This window comes from Klebsiella sp. K5-306 (assembly GCF_051835185.1).
Taxonomy (GTDB): domain Bacteria; phylum Pseudomonadota; class Gammaproteobacteria; order Enterobacterales; family Enterobacteriaceae; genus Klebsiella; species Klebsiella oxytoca.
On record NZ_JAIFJY010000005.1, the window covers coordinates 26,443 to 41,933 of the forward strand.

The window sequence follows — 15,491 nt, forward strand, 5'->3', positions numbered from 1 at the left end:
GGAGTTCCCCTGCGGCTTCGCCCCTGCACCCGCGCCTGCTTTTTATAAGGAATAAAAAATGGCTAAAAAAATCACTATACGGAAAGGCCAACTGGGACTTCTCTCTCGTCAGGGAGATTACTATCAGATTCTGGAAGCGGGCGAGTATCGCCTGCCGTGGTTCAACGTTCCTGAAGTGCTAATCGTTAACAGGGACGGCAGCGAAGTGCCGGAGGCGCTGGCCGAGTATTTACGGCGCTTTCAGGCGGAATGGATCGAACAGTACTGCCTGGCGGCGGACCTGACGGATAACGAGGCCGGAGCGCTCTATCACAACGGCGTGCTGCAGGAAATTCTGCCGCCAGCGACGCGTCGACTTTACTGGGCCGCCGGTGACGAGATGCAGCTGCTACGTCTGGATACCCGGCAGGTTGAGGTCCCCGAGGCGATCATGAACGCGGTGCTGCAGCCGAGACGTCACGGGACGGTAAAAGGTCGCGAAGCGATCCTGACCGTATCGGTGCCAGCCTGGCACGTCGGGGTATTGAAAGTCGATGGTGAGACGCAGTCGCTGCTGCCGCCGGGCCTGAGCGCCTACTGGAAGATCAATCACCTGGTGGAAGCTGAAGTGGTCGATACCCGCCTGCAGCTGCTGGAAGTCGGCGGTCAGGAGATTCTGACCAAAGATAAAGTGAATCTGCGTTTAAATCTGGCGGCGAACTGGCGCTACAGCGATGTGTTGCGGGCTTTTGGGCAGCTGACGAAGCCGCTGGACCATCTGTATCGCGAACTGCAGTTTGCGCTGCGTGAAGCCGTCGGAACGCGAACGCTGGATGAACTACTGGAAGATAAGCACATCATTGATGAGGTGGTGAGCGCGCAGGTAACCGAGCGCATGGCGGCATTTGGTATCGAAGTCGCCTCGCTGGGCGTGAAAGATATTGTTTTGCCCGGCGACATGAAAGCTATTCTGTCGCAGTTGGTGGAGGCGGAGAAATCGGCGCAGGCGAACGTGATCCGCCGGCGTGAAGAGACCGCGGCGACGCGTTCGCTGCTCAACACCGCGAAAGTGATGGAAAACAACCCGGTCGCGCTGCGCTTAAAAGAGCTGGAAACGCTGGAAAGGGTGGCGGAGCGTATCGATAAAATCTCGGTCTTTGGCGGCCTGGACCAGGTGCTGCATGGACTGGTCAATCTAAAAGGATAAACAACATGACGTATAACGGTGTGGATGCCGCCATGCGCCATAAGGTGCGGCGGCAGTTACAGGAGGTGGAGCAGCGCTACGGCGTCAGGGTGCTCTACGCCTGCGAGTCCGGCAGCCGGGGCTGGGGCTTTGCCTCGCCGGACAGCGATTATGATGTGCGGTTTCTCTATGTTCATCCCCCTGAGTGGTACCTGCGGGTGGATGCGCCGCGCGATGTTATCGAGCTGCCCATCGACGCTGAGCTGGACGTCTGCGGTTGGGAGTGGCGTAAGGCGCTGGGTCTGCTGAAAGGGGCAAATCCGACGCTGATCGAATGGCTGGACTCGCCGGTGGTGTATCAGCAGGATGATGCGACAGTTCAGGCGCTTAAGCGGCTGATACCGGAGTGGTTTTCTCCGGTACGCGCCCGCTGGCATTACTACTCGATGGCCAGAAAGAATTTTCGCGGCTATCTGCAGGGTGAACAGGTGCGGTTGAAAAAGTACTTTTACGTGCTGCGTCCGCTACTGGCCGTCCGCTGGGTTGAGGCGGGAAAAGGGGCGCCGCCGATGCGCTTTGCTGAACTGCTGGCGGGAAGCTGTCTGGAGGCGGGCCTGCGTCAGGAAATCGACGAGCTGCTGGCGCGCAAACAGCGCGCCGACGAGGCTGAATATGGTCCGCGGCGGCCATTACTGCATGCGTTTATTCAGTCCGAGCTGCTCAGAGGCGCGATCCCGCCAGCGCTGCCTGAGAGCCGGAGCGGTGACATCAGGGAGTTGGACAGATTGCTAATGACCACGGTGATGGGAAACTAAAAATGGCCCGGCAGAAATGGCGGGCCATTTTTATCGCTGTTACTCGAACAGATTATGATGCAGCTTCTGCACCACTTTTTCGGCATCCGCACCCGGTACCAGGAAGCACAGATTGTGGCTGGATGCGCCGTAGCAAATCATGCGAATATTAAACGGCTCCAGCACGCCAAACACCTCTTTACCGACACCGCACGCTTTAGACAGTTCGTTACCAATGATGGCAACCAGCGCCAGGTCCTGTTCAACCTCAACGCGGCACAGCGAGGACAGTTCGGTCAGCAGCGACTGGGTGAGCAGGGTGTCGCCGGCCGAAGTCGAACCAGTGGTATCCATGGTCAGCGCCACGCTCACTTCAGAAGTGGTGATCAGATCGACGGAGATACTGTGACGCGCCAGCGTGCTGAATACCTCGGCCAGAAAACCGCGCGAGTGCAGCATATTGAGGCTGTGCAGGGTCAGCAGAGTCTGCTTGCGGCGCAGCGCCAGCGCGCGGAACAGCGGCGGATTTTCCGTATTTTTGCACACCAGCGTGCCGCCCGCTTTTGGCTCTTTGCTGGAGCCGACGAATACCGGAATATCGCTACGTACGGCGGGAAGCAGGGTGGCCGGATGCAGCACTTTCGCGCCAAAGGTCGCCATTTCCGCCGCTTCTTCAAAGGCGATAACGTCAATGCGTTTGGCCGCCGGCGCAACGCGCGGGTCGGTGGTATAGATACCCGGAACATCGGTCCAGATATCGACGCGGGTAGCGTGTAGCGCTTCGCCGAGTAGCGCGGCGGTATAGTCGCTGCCGCCGCGGCCAAGCGTGGTGGTACGGCCTTTCGCTTCGCTGCCAATAAAGCCCTGGGTGATCACCAGGCCTTCCGCCAGACGCGGAGCCAGAAGCTGCTCGGTGAGTTCAGATAAGGCGGCGATATCCGGTTCCGCGCGGCCAAAGCGATCGTTGGTGCGCATAACCTTGCGCACGTCGAACCACTGGGCGGCGATACCGCGCTCGCGCAGGATCTCGACAAACAGCAGAGTAGACATCAGTTCGCCATGGCTGACCAGTTCGTCGGTTAACGCGCTTGAACTGGCCAGGGAGGCGGCTTCCGCCAGGGTGGTGATGTTTTCCAGCAGGCGTTCAATTTCATCGCGTATCACGTTCGGATAACGCAGACGCTCCAGAATATTGAACTGGATTTGCCGCATGGCATCGAGCTTTGCGAAACGTTCGCCAGGTTCCAGCCCTTCCGCTAAGGCGACCAGCAGGTTGGTCACGCCAGCCGAGGCGGAAAGCACCACCACGCGGGTATTGGCATCCAGCAGCGCGACGTCTACGCTGCGGTTCATGGCATCAAAGTCGGCAACGCTGGTACCGCCGAATTTGGCTACAACTAAGTCTGTCATAACAACCTCGTGTCAGGGGGCCTGACTTATTAAAACGATTCCTGACAACCAATCCTGGCGGGGCTGGACGCAGCCGGATTGCAACAAAATGTCTTAATAAGCCAGGCCAAATTATTCAGCCATGGCACAAGGGAAGAGCGAAAAACAGGGTGGGCGCAGAGCGATAAACAAACTACGATGTCACCCAGAAGTGCTCCACCTTGTAGACCCGCTTGCCGATGCAGCGCATCAGATGGCGAGTATGAAACGCCCGACTGCGAACGTTTCTGGTGACAACCCAGGGGATTCAGCCCCTGTGGCCGGTGATGAGCGTAACCAGACGCTTATTCACCTCGGCGTTGCTCCCCCTCACGTATTTTCCCCGGACTGGCTCCTCCAATACGGTTACCTGGGCAACGCACCTCTTCTGGCAATTACCGACGTCTTTCACTTTGCCAGGGGGACGCGGGACATTATACCCCCCTGCAATACCCTTTCGCTGTAGCGTGAAATGCGCGATCCATACCTACCTACGTATATGTAGGTACTGCCGTTATATAAAGGGTTCAGGCGAAGTATGTCAACGTCAGGGTTATGCGGATTTTTCATGCGCGGGTCGCTGACAGAAAAAAGCCTTATGATGTCTATACTATCAGGGACGTTTTGCCTCAAATTGCCCCAATTTCTGACGCGTATCATCGGCATAACATAAAAATCATCACAATTTTTCGTCACCGGCGCTACAATCGACCGCAGTCACAATTCTCAAATCAGAAGAGTATTGCTAATGAAAAACATCAACCCAACGCAGACCTCTGCCTGGCAGGCATTACAGAAACACTTTGATGAAATGAAAGACGTTACCATCGCGGATCTGTTCGCGAAAGATAGCGACCGTTTCTCTAAATTCTCCGCCACGTTCGACGATCTGATGCTGGTGGATTTTTCCAAAAACCGCATCACCGAAGAGACGCTGGCCAAACTGCAGGATCTGGCCAAAGAGACCTTCCTGGCTGACGCCATTAAATCCATGTTCTCCGGCGAGAAGATTAACCGCACGGAAGATCGCGCGGTGCTGCACGTTGCGCTGCGTAACCGCAGCAATACTCCGATTCTGGTTGATGGCAAAGATGTGATGCCGGAAGTGAACGCCGTGCTTGAGAAGATGAAAATCTTCTCTGAAGCTATTATCTCCGGTAGCTGGAAAGGCTACACCGGTAAAGCGATTACCGACGTCGTGAACATCGGTATCGGCGGCTCCGATCTTGGCCCGTTCATGGTGACCGAAGCGCTGCGTCCGTACAAAAATCACCTGAATATGCACTTTGTTTCTAACGTCGATGGTACCCATATCGCCGAAGTGCTGAAAACGGTGAACCCGGAAACCACGCTGTTCCTGGTGGCGTCGAAAACCTTTACCACCCAGGAAACCATGACCAACGCCCACAGCGCGCGCGACTGGTTCCTGGCGACCGCTGGCGATGAGAAACACGTAGCGAAACACTTCGCCGCGCTCTCCACCAACGGTAAAGCGGTAGGTGAATTCGGTATTGATACCGCCAATATGTTTGAGTTCTGGGACTGGGTTGGCGGTCGTTACTCTCTGTGGTCTGCTATCGGCCTGTCCATCATCCTGTCCGTGGGCTTCGACAACTTCGTCGAGCTGCTCTCCGGCGCGCACGCGATGGACAAACACTTCTCCACCACGCCGGCTGAGAAAAACCTGCCGGTGCTGCTGGCGCTGATCGGTATCTGGTACAACAACTTCTTCGGCGCTGAAACCGAAGCGATTCTGCCGTACGACCAGTATATGCACCGCTTTGCCGCCTACTTCCAGCAGGGCAACATGGAATCCAACGGTAAATACGTTGACCGTAACGGCAACGCCGTGGATTACCAGACGGGCCCGATCATCTGGGGCGAGCCAGGCACCAACGGTCAGCACGCGTTCTATCAGCTGATTCACCAGGGGACCAAAATGGTGCCGTGCGATTTTATCGCTCCGGCGATTACGCATAACCCGCTGTCTGACCATCATCCGAAGCTGCTGTCTAACTTCTTTGCGCAGACCGAAGCGCTGGCGTTTGGTAAATCCCGCGAAGTGGTTGAACAGGAATATCGCGATCAGGGTAAAGATCCCGCGACGCTGGAACACGTGGTGCCGTTCAAAGTGTTTGAAGGCAACCGCCCGACTAACTCCATCCTGCTGCGTGAAATCACGCCGTTCAGTCTGGGCGCGCTGATTGCCCTGTATGAACATAAGATTTTCACCCAGGGCGTGATTATGAACATCTTCACCTTCGACCAGTGGGGCGTTGAGCTGGGCAAACAGCTGGCGAACCGCATCCTGCCGGAGCTGAAGGATGGTTCTGAAGTCAGCAGCCACGACAGCTCCACTAACGGCCTGATTAACCGCTATAAATCCTGGCGCGCATAATCGCTAAAACGTTGTCAATGCCGGCCCAGGTGGCCGGCATTTTTTATAGCCGCCGCAGCAGTTTTGCCGGGTTTCCTGCCCACACGCCTTTCTCTGTAATGGATTTTGTCACCACGCTGCCCGCGCCAATCACGACGCCATCGCAAATGCTGACCGCCAGAATGGTTGCGCCGCTGCCGATAGACACATCGTTGCCAATGATGATTCTTCCCCAGCTTTCGCGGTCGGCGTTGGGCTTGCCGTCGCGGAACATATCGTTAGCGAACATTACGCCGTGGCCGATAAAACAGCGTTCGCCGATGGTCACGTACTCGCAGATAAAGGTATGGGACTGAATTTTGCTGTCGCTGCCAACGCGGGTATGGCCCTGGATTTCAACGAAGGGGCCGACGAAGACGTTATCGCCTAGCGTGCAGTCATAGAGGTTGGCGGGCTGGTAAATCACCACGTTTTCGCCGCTGGCGACGTTGCGAATGGCGGTTTCACGAAGGGTATGCATGCTGCCTCTCAGATCGGTTTAGCCAAAATGTGTAATGTGCTTTGCTGGGTCGCAGAATGAAAGATGACATCTTTTACGTGCTGCATTCCCTGACGTTCATAAAAACGGCGGGCGCGGGTATTCGCGGCGAGCACCTCCAGCCAGAGCCAGCGTTCACCGGCAACTTTTGCTCGCTTCTCGACGGCGTGAAAAAGCTGCTCGCCATAGCGATGGCCCGTTGTTGCAGGTAACAGATAGAGCTTATGCAATAGCGTACCGGTTGGGCCTTCGGGATTGATGTCCTGGCGGCAGGCGTATTTAGCAAAGCCGATTGGCTCCTCTGCCTCAGCAATTAACCAGCAGCACTGCGTATCGGCCAGGCTGCGCTCCAGTGAGGCCACGGCATACTCTTGCTGCAGGTAGCGCTCCATTTCATCGGCGTTATGCCAGAGATGGGTAAAGTGATGACGATAGCTGGCATTCGCCATATCGTTGAGTAAAGCCGCATCTTCCGGACGTGCAAGACGAATCTTTAGCATTCTGCGTTCCTCGCAAAGAAGTGGCGATATTTTGCCCGTAAAGTTCGCTGCGGGTAAACCTCAAAAGTGGGGGAGGAGAAGATGCCGGAGGAGAGCCTCCGGCTGGGGATCAGGCGACGGCGATGGCCTCGATTTCAATACCCGCATCTTTAGGCAGTCTGGCGACCTCAACGCAGGAGCGGGCTGGAAACGCCGCGTTGTGTTCAACGAAGAACGCTTCATAGACCGCGTTGATGGTAGCAAAATCGTTCAGATCCTTGACGAAAACCATCGTCTTAACAATATTTTTCACCTGCAAGCCCGCCGCTTCCACGATAGCCTTAACGTTTTCCAGCGACTGGCGCGTTTGCACAGCGATGTCGTCAGACATGGTGCCATCTTGCGCATTAACCGGGAGCTGCCCTGAGGTCATCGTCATGGTACCCAGGTTTACCCCCTGAACATACGGACCGATGGCGGCAGGCGCGGACGCGGTGGAAATAATCATTCTGTTGATTCCTCTTGATAAGTGGTTACATGAAATAGTTAAGTAAAACCAGTGAACCAACGCCGCTGACGACGACCCAGACCAGCCCCAGTCGGAAGCTGGCAAGCGTGCAGATAATCGCGGCGATGACTTTCGGGTTTTTTAAATCAAACTCCATGCTGGAGTTCACGCTCAGGATCTGAATCGTGATGATGGCTGGCAGAACAGTCACCGGCACAAAGCGCAGCGTTTTGCTGACCCGGTTCGACATCTGGATTTTCCCGGCGAGACCAATGAACGAGAAGCGAATAAGAAAGGTCACGGCGGCCATACCCAGCGTCAGGGCGATAAAAAAGCTATTACTCATTTTCCAGCGCTCCTTCGAGAGAGAGTTTAGCGGCGGCCTGCGCTTGTTTACGCTCTTCGGCGAGATCGACGCTCAGGCCCGCCATTACGCCCAATACGGATGCGACGACAATGCCTAACGAATAGGGCAGCACGACCAAAAGTACGCCGGATACGGCAGCCACAATGGCGGCGACGGTACAGGCCTGGCTCTTGATTTGCGGAACGACGATGGCGATAAAGGCGGCGACCATCGCGAAGTCCAGACCGTATTTTTCAATATGTGGAAATGAGGCGCCAACCAGAGCGCCAAGGAAATCGGCTAAAACCCAGGCGAACCAAAATGTCAGCATGGCTGAAGAGTAGAACAGATATTTATCCTTTTTATTCTCCTCCATCTCTTTCACCGTCGTGGCGTACACCTCATCGGTCAGAGCATAGGCCATAAAGCATTTTTTAAAAAAGGACGCCTCGCGTACGGTACTGGAAATTGATGCGCTGTAAAGTATATGACGGAGATTAATAATCAGCGTGGTGAATATAATTACCCCGAGGCTCGCCCCGGTTTTGAGCATATTCAACGCCAGCATTTGTGCTGAACCCGCAATAACAATGGTGGACCAGACCGTACTTTGCCAGACGCTCATTCCGGCGCTCACGCTTAGCGCGCCGACGATAAATGAAAAGGGAAAGTCGCCGATACACAAGGGAAGAATGGCGCTGGCGCCCCGTAGGATAACTTTTTTGTTCATAAGCAATATCTGTTATTTAAGAAATTAATTATTTATGTAAGGTACGTGGAAAGATTAGTTAATGATTATTTAGCAACCATGATGTTGATAATTTCTTTGTCGGTATAGGCCATGGGCTTAACAACCAGACGACAGAGATTATTAATCGTTTGCTCAACGTCAGCGCAAACGATCCCATCATTAGAGCTTGCGCAGCTATTTTGCATGGCCATCAATACAGCCTTAAATGCGCTGGACACGACGGATGAAACTTTCATCGCGCAGCTATTAGAAGCGCCGTCACAAATCATACCGGTAATATCACTGACCATATTAATAATCGCGGTGTTAATGGTTTCCATATCGCGAGTAAATAGCCACGCCATCCCGGCAGCTGCTCCCATTGCTGCCGTAGACGCCGCGCATAGCGCGGACAGACGCGTATAGCGGGAGTGGATCGATATCGCGGTCAGGTGGGAGAGCGCGAGCGCCCGTGCGAGCGTCTCTTCATCGGCATTAAGATGCTCCGCGACCGTCACTACCGGCATGGTAGCGGCGATACCCTGGTTACCGGAACCAAAGTTTGACATGGCGACGACGGGAGCGCCGCCCATCCGCGCGTCGGATGCGGCGACGGTATTGATGATGACTTTACTGAGCAGGTCGTTGCTGAGCAGACCCTTTTTTACTGCATCAGAGAAGGTACCATTGATGTTTAAACCATATTTCTTGCTCTTGCCTTCATTTGCCAGCGCCGAATTGAGGCGGGCGGCTTCGAGAATAAATTCGATGTCGGAAAAATCGACTTCGCTTATAAAATTGAAGGCTTCGACAAGCGAAAAGGTTTCTAACGCTTCCTGCTGCGTTACCGTATTCTGTTTATTAGCCAAAGCCTGCGCTTCGCCATTAATATAAAGTTCAACGATATTGGTATGCGTGCCTTTAACTACCACGCGGCAGCTCTTTTCGCCACCGGTCAGGGTCAGATCCAGATGGATAAAATCGGGAGTATCTTCCACGCGAATATTAACCTGGCCATCGGCGATTAGCTTTTGCGCTAATTCGACATGCTGCTGGGTAATCCCCTCCAGCGTTTTTAAACCCTTATCGGCATCGCCGCCAAAAGCGCCAATGGCGGCGGCAAGCGCGACACCGCTAACGGATGTTCCTGGAATAGTTACGCCCGTCGCGTTTTTGTACAGATTCGCAGAAATAAAACCGTTAATACTTTGACAGGCCGTATCTAAATGTTTCGCAGCGTAAGCGGTAGTAAAAGAAATAGCGACGGGTTCGGTACAACCTAATGCCGGAGCCACTTCTTGTTTTAGCCATTTTATAAAAATGGATGCGCGTTCATTAATCATATTTTAAATCAATCCGCTAATTGTGGGTTATTAACTGGCGAGTATCCTAAGATAATTCTGAAGGAAAAACTTACTCTAATAACCCTGTTATTTATGCATTAAAGAGAAAAATTTTCGCTTATTAAAAGAATGTAAAACTGTGATCTTATTATGGTTAATTAACTGATTTACCGAGTATTTATATTCTGTTTTTTGAACATAAAAAGGGATTTAGTTAACCGCCTCACAGCGATGACGAAAGTAAGATTTTCTCTTTTTACGTATTTCGTCGTATACGAGCAAGGCGGGCAGTGAGGAGAAGGGGACAACAAATGTAGATCTGGATCACACTTTTGCGTTATACAGGTCACAGTAAATCATGATGATGAGGAGTACCTATGCCGCCGGTTTATCGTCCGTTGGTGAGTTTTATTGCAACCGCCATGCAAACCGTTTTGAATCTTGGCCTGCTGTGCCTGGGGGTCATTCTGATCGTATTCCTCGGTAAAGAGACGTTGCATTTGGCGCACGTCCTGTTTACCCCTGAACCTGTCAGTAAATACAAGCTGGTGGAAGGGCTGGTGGTCTACTTCCTCTATTTCGAGTTTATCGCGCTGATTGTGAAGTACTTTGAATCGGGATTTCACTTCCCGCTACGCTACTTTGTTTATATCGGCATCACCGCCATCGTACGCCTGATTATCATCGATCATGAGTCGCCCATGGCGGTGCTGATTTACTCCGCCGCGATCCTGATTCTGGTGATTACGCTCTGGCTGTGTAACTCCAACCGACTGAAACGCGAGTAAACAGACAGCACGCCGCTTCCGGTAGCGGCGTGCTGTGGTTATTATCTGATAGAGGCCTGAAGCGTTTTCTCTTCTGCGGGTGCCCACAGCTCTTCGAGTTCTTCCAGCGTCTTGCCTTTCGTTTCCGGCACAAATTTCCACATAAACATCGCCGCCAGAATTCCCATACAACCGTAAATCCAGTAGGAAAAACCGTTGTGAAAATGGGCAACCAGCCAGGAGTTTTTATCCATCATCGGGAAGGTCCAGGAGACAAAGTAGTTCGCCAGCCACTGCGCGGCAACCGCAATGGCGAGAGCTTTGCCGCGAATCGCGTTAGGGAAGATTTCTGCCAGCAGCACCCAGCAAACCGGGCCCCAGGACATGGCAAATGCGGCGACGTAAAGCAGCATCGACAGCAGCGCCACCAAACCGGATGCTTGAGTATAAAAGGCGGTGCCAAGGCTGAACATGCCAAGCGCCATCCCGAGCGCGCCAATAATTTGCAGCGGCTTGCGGCCAAATTTATCAACCGTCATGATGGCCAGAACGGTGAAAGTCAGGTTGATAACGCCCACGATAATGGTCTGCAGCAGGGCGACATCAGTGCTGGCTCCCAGCGTTTTGAAGACTTCCGGAGCGTAGTAGAGCACGACGTTGATGCCGACAAACTGCTGGAATATAGACAGCATAACGCCGATAGTAATGACGCCTGCGCCAAACATCAGCAGACGACCGCCCGTTTTACGGCCATTTTCCAGTGACAGATTGATCTCCTGCATTGCCTGGACGGCGAGCTTGCTGCCCATAATTTTGCGCAGAATACCCTCCGCCTGTTCCTGTTTGCCCTGCGCCATCAGCCAGCGCGGACTTTCCGGTACGGTATACAGTAGCCCTAAAAACAGCAGTGCGGGAATGCATTCTGAGGCAAACATATATCGCCAACCATTGGTATTCAGCCAGTTAGCATCACCTGATTTTGCAATGAAATAGTTAACACAGTAAACCAATAGCTGCCCAAAAATAATCGCGAACTGGTTAAAGGAAACCAGTTTCCCTCGTATGCTTGCCGGCGCCAGTTCCGCAATATACATCGGTGAAAGCATTGATGCTAAACCTACGCCAATGCCTCCAATAATGCGGTAAATAACGAATTCTGGTACATATCCGGCTAAATAAACTGGCACCGTGTTGTCAGGGTTTATCGGGGTGAAACCTAATTCAGGCCAGGCCGAACCGATACCAGAGATTAAAAACAGAAGCGCGGCAATTTTTAGCGAATCCCGGCGGCCAAAACGGTTACTACAATAGCCGCCAAGCGCGCCTCCAATGATGCAGCCAATCAAGGCGCTGGCAACGCAGAAGCCCAGCAGTGAGTTGGCGGCAGATTCACTCAGGTTTTGCGGAGCCACAAAAACAGTGTTTAAGGATTCTACCGTACCGGAGATGACTGCGGTATCGTAGCCAAATAATAGTCCTCCTAACGTGGCGACTAACGTAATCGAAAAGATATAGCTTGAATTATATTGGGTCTTCATCCTGACCAGCCTTAAATACACATTTCTTCTTATCGGTAATAATGATGGTGTATTCATCACCCGGGGATGGCAATTATCAAATTTAATATTGCAATTACGTTATATTCTTAATGTGATCTCAACTCTATTTAATTGTTAAAAGAACGGCGGTAAATGAAATTGCAGTGATGAATCGCGCAAAAGAAAATAATCGTAACCTAAATGCAAAATAACATAATAAATTTCTTTAAAAGAGTGGCGGATTATCTCTCTTCGGAAGAGACGTTGGTGGGTGGGTGCAGCTGCATCAAGGCGCTGCGGGTGGCTAACGCTCAGCACTTTGCCTGCGAACTTCTGGACTTCCGCGCAAGGGGGAGTTTCATTGCGAGACGTCGGGTACCTGAAACGCGAATAAAAAAAAAGCGGCCTCCAGGGCCGCTGACCAACAGTCACAAATAGAATTTATGTAGGGTCCAGTTGAGGATAGCAGTGGCATTTGCCTTACTTTTTCAGCTGAGGGCGACGGCGGTAATGCCCGGTTGGGGTCGTGCATTACCGCGAAACCGTCATCCCTCCTCTGAAATTTGGGGCGGGTATACTCGTCATACTTCAAGTTGCTGATGCGTTGACTGCACCCGCTCACCCCAGTCACATAGTTATCTATGCTGCTGGGGATTATCGGGCTTGTCGCCTTTCGACAACTCGAATTAATTAGAGTATCTAACGATGAAAATTAACCTTTCACTCCGCCTGCGGTCAGGCCGTTAACCAACCAGCGCTGGGCCAGCAGGAACACTACGGTAATCGGAATGGCGGAGAGCACCGCCGCGGCGGCAAAGTCGCCCCACAGATAGTTCTGCGGGTTGAGATACTGTTGCATTCCGACCGCAAGGGTATAGCTGTTCACATCGCGCAGCAGCAGAGAGGCCACCGGCACTTCGGTAATCGCGGCGATGAACGACAGAATAAACACCACCGCCAGAATCGGTACCGATAGCGGGAGCAGCACCAGGCGGAAAGCCTGCCATGGCGTCGCGCCGTCCAGCGCCGCCGCTTCTTCCAGCGAGCCGTCGATGGTTTCGAAGTAGCCTTTGATTGTCCAGACGTGCAGCGCGATACCGCCCATATAGGCGAAGATCACGCCGCCGTGGGTATTCAGTCCAACGAACGGTACGTACTGGCCGAGACGGTCAAATAGGGCATACAGCGCGACCAGCGACAGAACCGCGGGGAACATCTGGAAAATCAGCATTCCTTTAAGCAGCGTGGCTTTACCCGGGAAGCGCATACGGGCAAAAGCGTAAGCGCAGGTTGTAGAGAGCGCGACGATGCCAATGGCGGTAATGCCGGCCACCTTGATGGAGTTCCACAGCCACAGGAGAACCGGGAAGGGGGGCGGCGTGACGCGGCCGTCAGCGTGTTCGACGCTGAAGCCTAACGCCAGCCGCCAGTGCTCCCAGGAGATACTTTCGGGAATCAGGCTACCGGTGGCGAAGTTCCCTTCGCGCAGCGAGATAGCGATGACCATCAGCAGCGGGAACATAATCGCCGCGATAAAAATCAGCAACAGGAGGTGCGTTGTTAATAAACGCAGCTTCTGAGATTTGGGTTGAACCATAGCCATAATATTTTTACTCCCCTTGATACCGCTCCAGGCTATTTTGCTTGTCATTTTGAACTCGGGCAGTGCTCAGAATCCTCACGTACTACGTGTACGCTCCGGTTCTTGCGCGCTGGCCGAGCTCAAACTGCCCGCGCCAATGACGCCTGGTTATTCCAATTAATCGAACTTCATACGTGTGGCTTTCAGGTTAACAATCGCCAGGGCGCCTACCAGCAGGAAGATCAGCGTGGCGATAGCCGCCGCGAGGCCGAAGTCCTGCCCGCCGCCGCCTTCAAAGGCGATGCGATAGGTATAGCTCACCAAAAGGTCGGTGTAGCCCGCCGGCGTGGTGGTGCCGAGCCGGTCCGGCCCGCCGTTGGTCAACAGCTGAATCAGCACGAAGTTGTTAAAGTTAAAGGCGAAGCTGGCGATCATCAGCGGCGTCAGCGGCTTGATCAGCAGCGGCAGCGTAATTTTGAAGAAGTTCTGGAACGGCGTGGCGCCATCCATTGCCGAGGCTTCATATAAATCGTCAGGAATCGCTTTCAGCAGGCCCATGCACAGGATCATCATGTACGGATAGCCCAGCCAGGTGTTGACGATGATAATCATGGTGCGCGCGGTAGTCGGGTCGCTAAACCAGGCCGGCTTGATGCCGAACAGCGCGCTGAGCATCATGTTGATCTCACCAAAGCTCTGGTTGAACAGCCCTTTGAAGATCAGAATTGAGATAAACGACGGTACGGCATAAGGCAGAATCAGCAGTACGCGATAAATCGCTTTGCCTTTCAGGGCTTCCCACTGGACGAGACAGGCGAGCACCATGCCGACCGCAACGGTGAGAATCACGGTCAGAACAGAGAAGACCACCGTCCAGACGAAAATCGCGAAGAACGGTTTCTGGATACCTTCATCCTGGAACACGCGGGTGAAGTTATCCCAGCCGATGGTCACGGTGTAGCCCGGGCTGAGCTTTTCGCTGCCCCAGCTGCCGTCGGCGTTAATCGCCTGATAGAAACCGACCTCGGCGTTTGGCCGATATTTCACGCCGCTCTGGTTGTTGGTCAGCGTACCGTCATTGGCCAGCGCGTACAGCGGCTGGGTACCGGAGAACTGACGCAGGGAGCTCATGATGACTTTGCTCTCATCCGGCAGGACGGCGGTCAGCTGGTTCAGGGCGGTGCGGTTTTGCGTAATCACGCGCAGGGTGGCGCGTTCGCCTTCCGGCAGAGCATCAGCCTCTTTTAACGCCAGCTTCTGTTCGCCGCCGAATTTAAAAGCGTCGGAAAGATAGTTTTTGCCGCTCTCGCCATCGGTCAGCGCCAGCTTCCACTCATCTCCCGCCGGATAAAGCGCGAAGTTGTAGGATTTACCCGCCTGGAAGGAACGGTCCATCAGCACCTGTTGGGCGCGTTCAAAGGTAAGCTGGTTAGTACTGCTGTAGTTGGTGAAAGCGATAGCGATAGTGCAGATCAGCGGGAACAGGACGAACAGCCCCATCCCGGCGAGACCCGGGTAAACATAGCGCCAGGCATAGGCCTTGCGATTGGAAAAAATATACAGGCCAACCGAGCTTAAAATCAGCGTCATGATGGCAAACAGGTACTCCCCCTGGGCGTACATCAAAACAACAAGGTAACCCACCAGCAGGCACAGCAAGCCGATCACAGACCATGTGAGCTGCGGACTTTGCCACCAGTGTTTCTTTTTCACGACATCCATGGGGATCATCCTCTTTACACTTTATCCTTCGCGCTACCTCTTTGTTGGCTGCGGATACGCATCCCAATCACTTACGGATGTAAGCGCCTGGGGATTTGCATCCTTGCCGCCTCGATGTAGCGCGAAAGATTTCGTGTAACAACGTATTCAACAAACCTTACTCCCTAAGGAATA

Annotated in this window: 14 protein-coding genes and 1 riboswitch; of the genes, 4 read left to right on the forward strand and 10 right to left on the reverse strand. The window is 53.5% G+C overall.

Annotation, left to right across the window (positions count from 1 at the left end):
- The first annotated feature begins 58 nt into the window (after nucleotides 1-58).
- Entirely contained in the window at nucleotides 59-1,186 is a 1,128-nt protein-coding gene (locus K2184_RS09485) for a slipin family protein (RefSeq protein WP_032728771.1), read from the forward strand.
- Between the two features lie 5 nt (nucleotides 1,187-1,191).
- A complete protein-coding gene (locus K2184_RS09490) occupies nucleotides 1,192-1,980 on the forward strand; it encodes a nucleotidyltransferase domain-containing protein (protein WP_032728772.1) in 789 nt (262 codons plus the stop codon).
- 39 nt (nucleotides 1,981-2,019) lie between these two features.
- Here the strand turns inward: K2184_RS09490 and lysC are convergent, their stop codons facing one another.
- Nucleotides 2,020-3,369 (reverse strand): lysine-sensitive aspartokinase 3, encoded by a 1,350-nt coding sequence (gene lysC / locus K2184_RS09495; protein ID WP_004117205.1) that lies wholly within the window; start codon nucleotides 3,367-3,369, stop codon nucleotides 2,020-2,022.
- Between the two features lie 180 nt (nucleotides 3,370-3,549).
- A riboswitch (Lysine riboswitch) is annotated at nucleotides 3,550-3,783 on the reverse strand.
- A 352-nt stretch (nucleotides 3,784-4,135) separates the two neighbouring features.
- On the opposite strand from lysC, the gene pgi reads away from it, so the two are divergent.
- Nucleotides 4,136-5,785 (forward strand): glucose-6-phosphate isomerase, encoded by a 1,650-nt coding sequence (gene pgi / locus K2184_RS09500; RefSeq protein WP_023320167.1) that lies wholly within the window; start codon nucleotides 4,136-4,138, stop codon nucleotides 5,783-5,785.
- A 43-nt stretch (nucleotides 5,786-5,828) separates the two neighbouring features.
- On the opposite strand, the gene K2184_RS09505 is transcribed toward pgi, so the two are convergent.
- From K2184_RS09505 to K2184_RS09530, 6 genes are all read right to left on the reverse strand, one after another.
- Nucleotides 5,829-6,284 carry an acyltransferase gene (locus tag K2184_RS09505; protein WP_023320168.1) on the reverse strand — a complete coding sequence of 152 codons (456 nt, stop codon included), beginning with the start codon at nucleotides 6,282-6,284 and terminating at the stop codon, nucleotides 5,829-5,831.
- Nucleotides 6,285-6,292: 8 nt separating this feature from the next.
- Entirely contained in the window at nucleotides 6,293-6,802 is a 510-nt protein-coding gene (locus tag K2184_RS09510; protein ID WP_004109593.1) for a GNAT family N-acetyltransferase, read from the reverse strand.
- Between the two features lie 109 nt (nucleotides 6,803-6,911).
- The gene (locus K2184_RS09515) at nucleotides 6,912-7,289 is read right to left on the reverse strand and encodes a Rid family detoxifying hydrolase (protein ID WP_004109587.1); all 378 of its coding nucleotides are present in this window, start codon (nucleotides 7,287-7,289) and stop codon (nucleotides 6,912-6,914) included.
- Nucleotides 7,290-7,314: 25 nt separating this feature from the next.
- Nucleotides 7,315-7,635: an AzlD domain-containing protein gene (locus K2184_RS09520; protein WP_004109584.1), complete on the reverse strand. Its 321-nt coding sequence runs from the start codon at nucleotides 7,633-7,635 to the stop codon at nucleotides 7,315-7,317.
- Entirely contained in the window at nucleotides 7,628-8,365 is a 738-nt protein-coding gene (locus tag K2184_RS09525; protein WP_004109581.1) for an AzlC family ABC transporter permease, read from the reverse strand. Before K2184_RS09525 ends, K2184_RS09520 begins: the two co-directional genes overlap by 8 nt.
- A 65-nt stretch (nucleotides 8,366-8,430) precedes the next feature.
- Nucleotides 8,431-9,708, reverse strand: a complete 1,278-nt coding sequence (locus K2184_RS09530; RefSeq protein ID WP_004109578.1) for an L-cysteine desulfidase family protein — start codon at nucleotides 9,706-9,708, stop codon at nucleotides 8,431-8,433.
- A 377-nt stretch (nucleotides 9,709-10,085) separates the two neighbouring features.
- On the opposite strand from K2184_RS09530, the gene psiE reads away from it, so the two are divergent.
- The gene (psiE, locus tag K2184_RS09535) at nucleotides 10,086-10,496 is read left to right on the forward strand and encodes a phosphate-starvation-inducible protein PsiE (protein ID WP_004097754.1); all 411 of its coding nucleotides are present in this window, start codon (nucleotides 10,086-10,088) and stop codon (nucleotides 10,494-10,496) included.
- A gap of 41 nt (nucleotides 10,497-10,537) precedes the next feature.
- Here the strand turns inward: psiE and xylE are convergent, their stop codons facing one another.
- The 3 genes from xylE to malF all read right to left on the reverse strand — a co-directional run bounded on the left by xylE (nucleotide 10,538) and on the right by malF (nucleotide 15,317).
- The gene (xylE, locus tag K2184_RS09540; RefSeq protein WP_004109574.1) at nucleotides 10,538-12,013 is read right to left on the reverse strand and encodes a D-xylose transporter XylE; all 1,476 of its coding nucleotides are present in this window, start codon (nucleotides 12,011-12,013) and stop codon (nucleotides 10,538-10,540) included.
- Nucleotides 12,014-12,725: 712 nt separating this feature from the next.
- On the reverse strand, nucleotides 12,726-13,616 hold the full coding sequence (gene malG / locus K2184_RS09545; RefSeq protein ID WP_004109572.1) for a maltose ABC transporter permease MalG: 891 nt from the start codon (nucleotides 13,614-13,616) through the stop codon (nucleotides 12,726-12,728).
- Between the two features lie 156 nt (nucleotides 13,617-13,772).
- Nucleotides 13,773-15,317 carry a maltose ABC transporter permease MalF gene (malF, locus tag K2184_RS09550; protein ID WP_004109570.1) on the reverse strand — a complete coding sequence of 515 codons (1,545 nt, stop codon included), beginning with the start codon at nucleotides 15,315-15,317 and terminating at the stop codon, nucleotides 13,773-13,775.
- Nucleotides 15,318-15,491 lie beyond the last annotated feature (174 nt).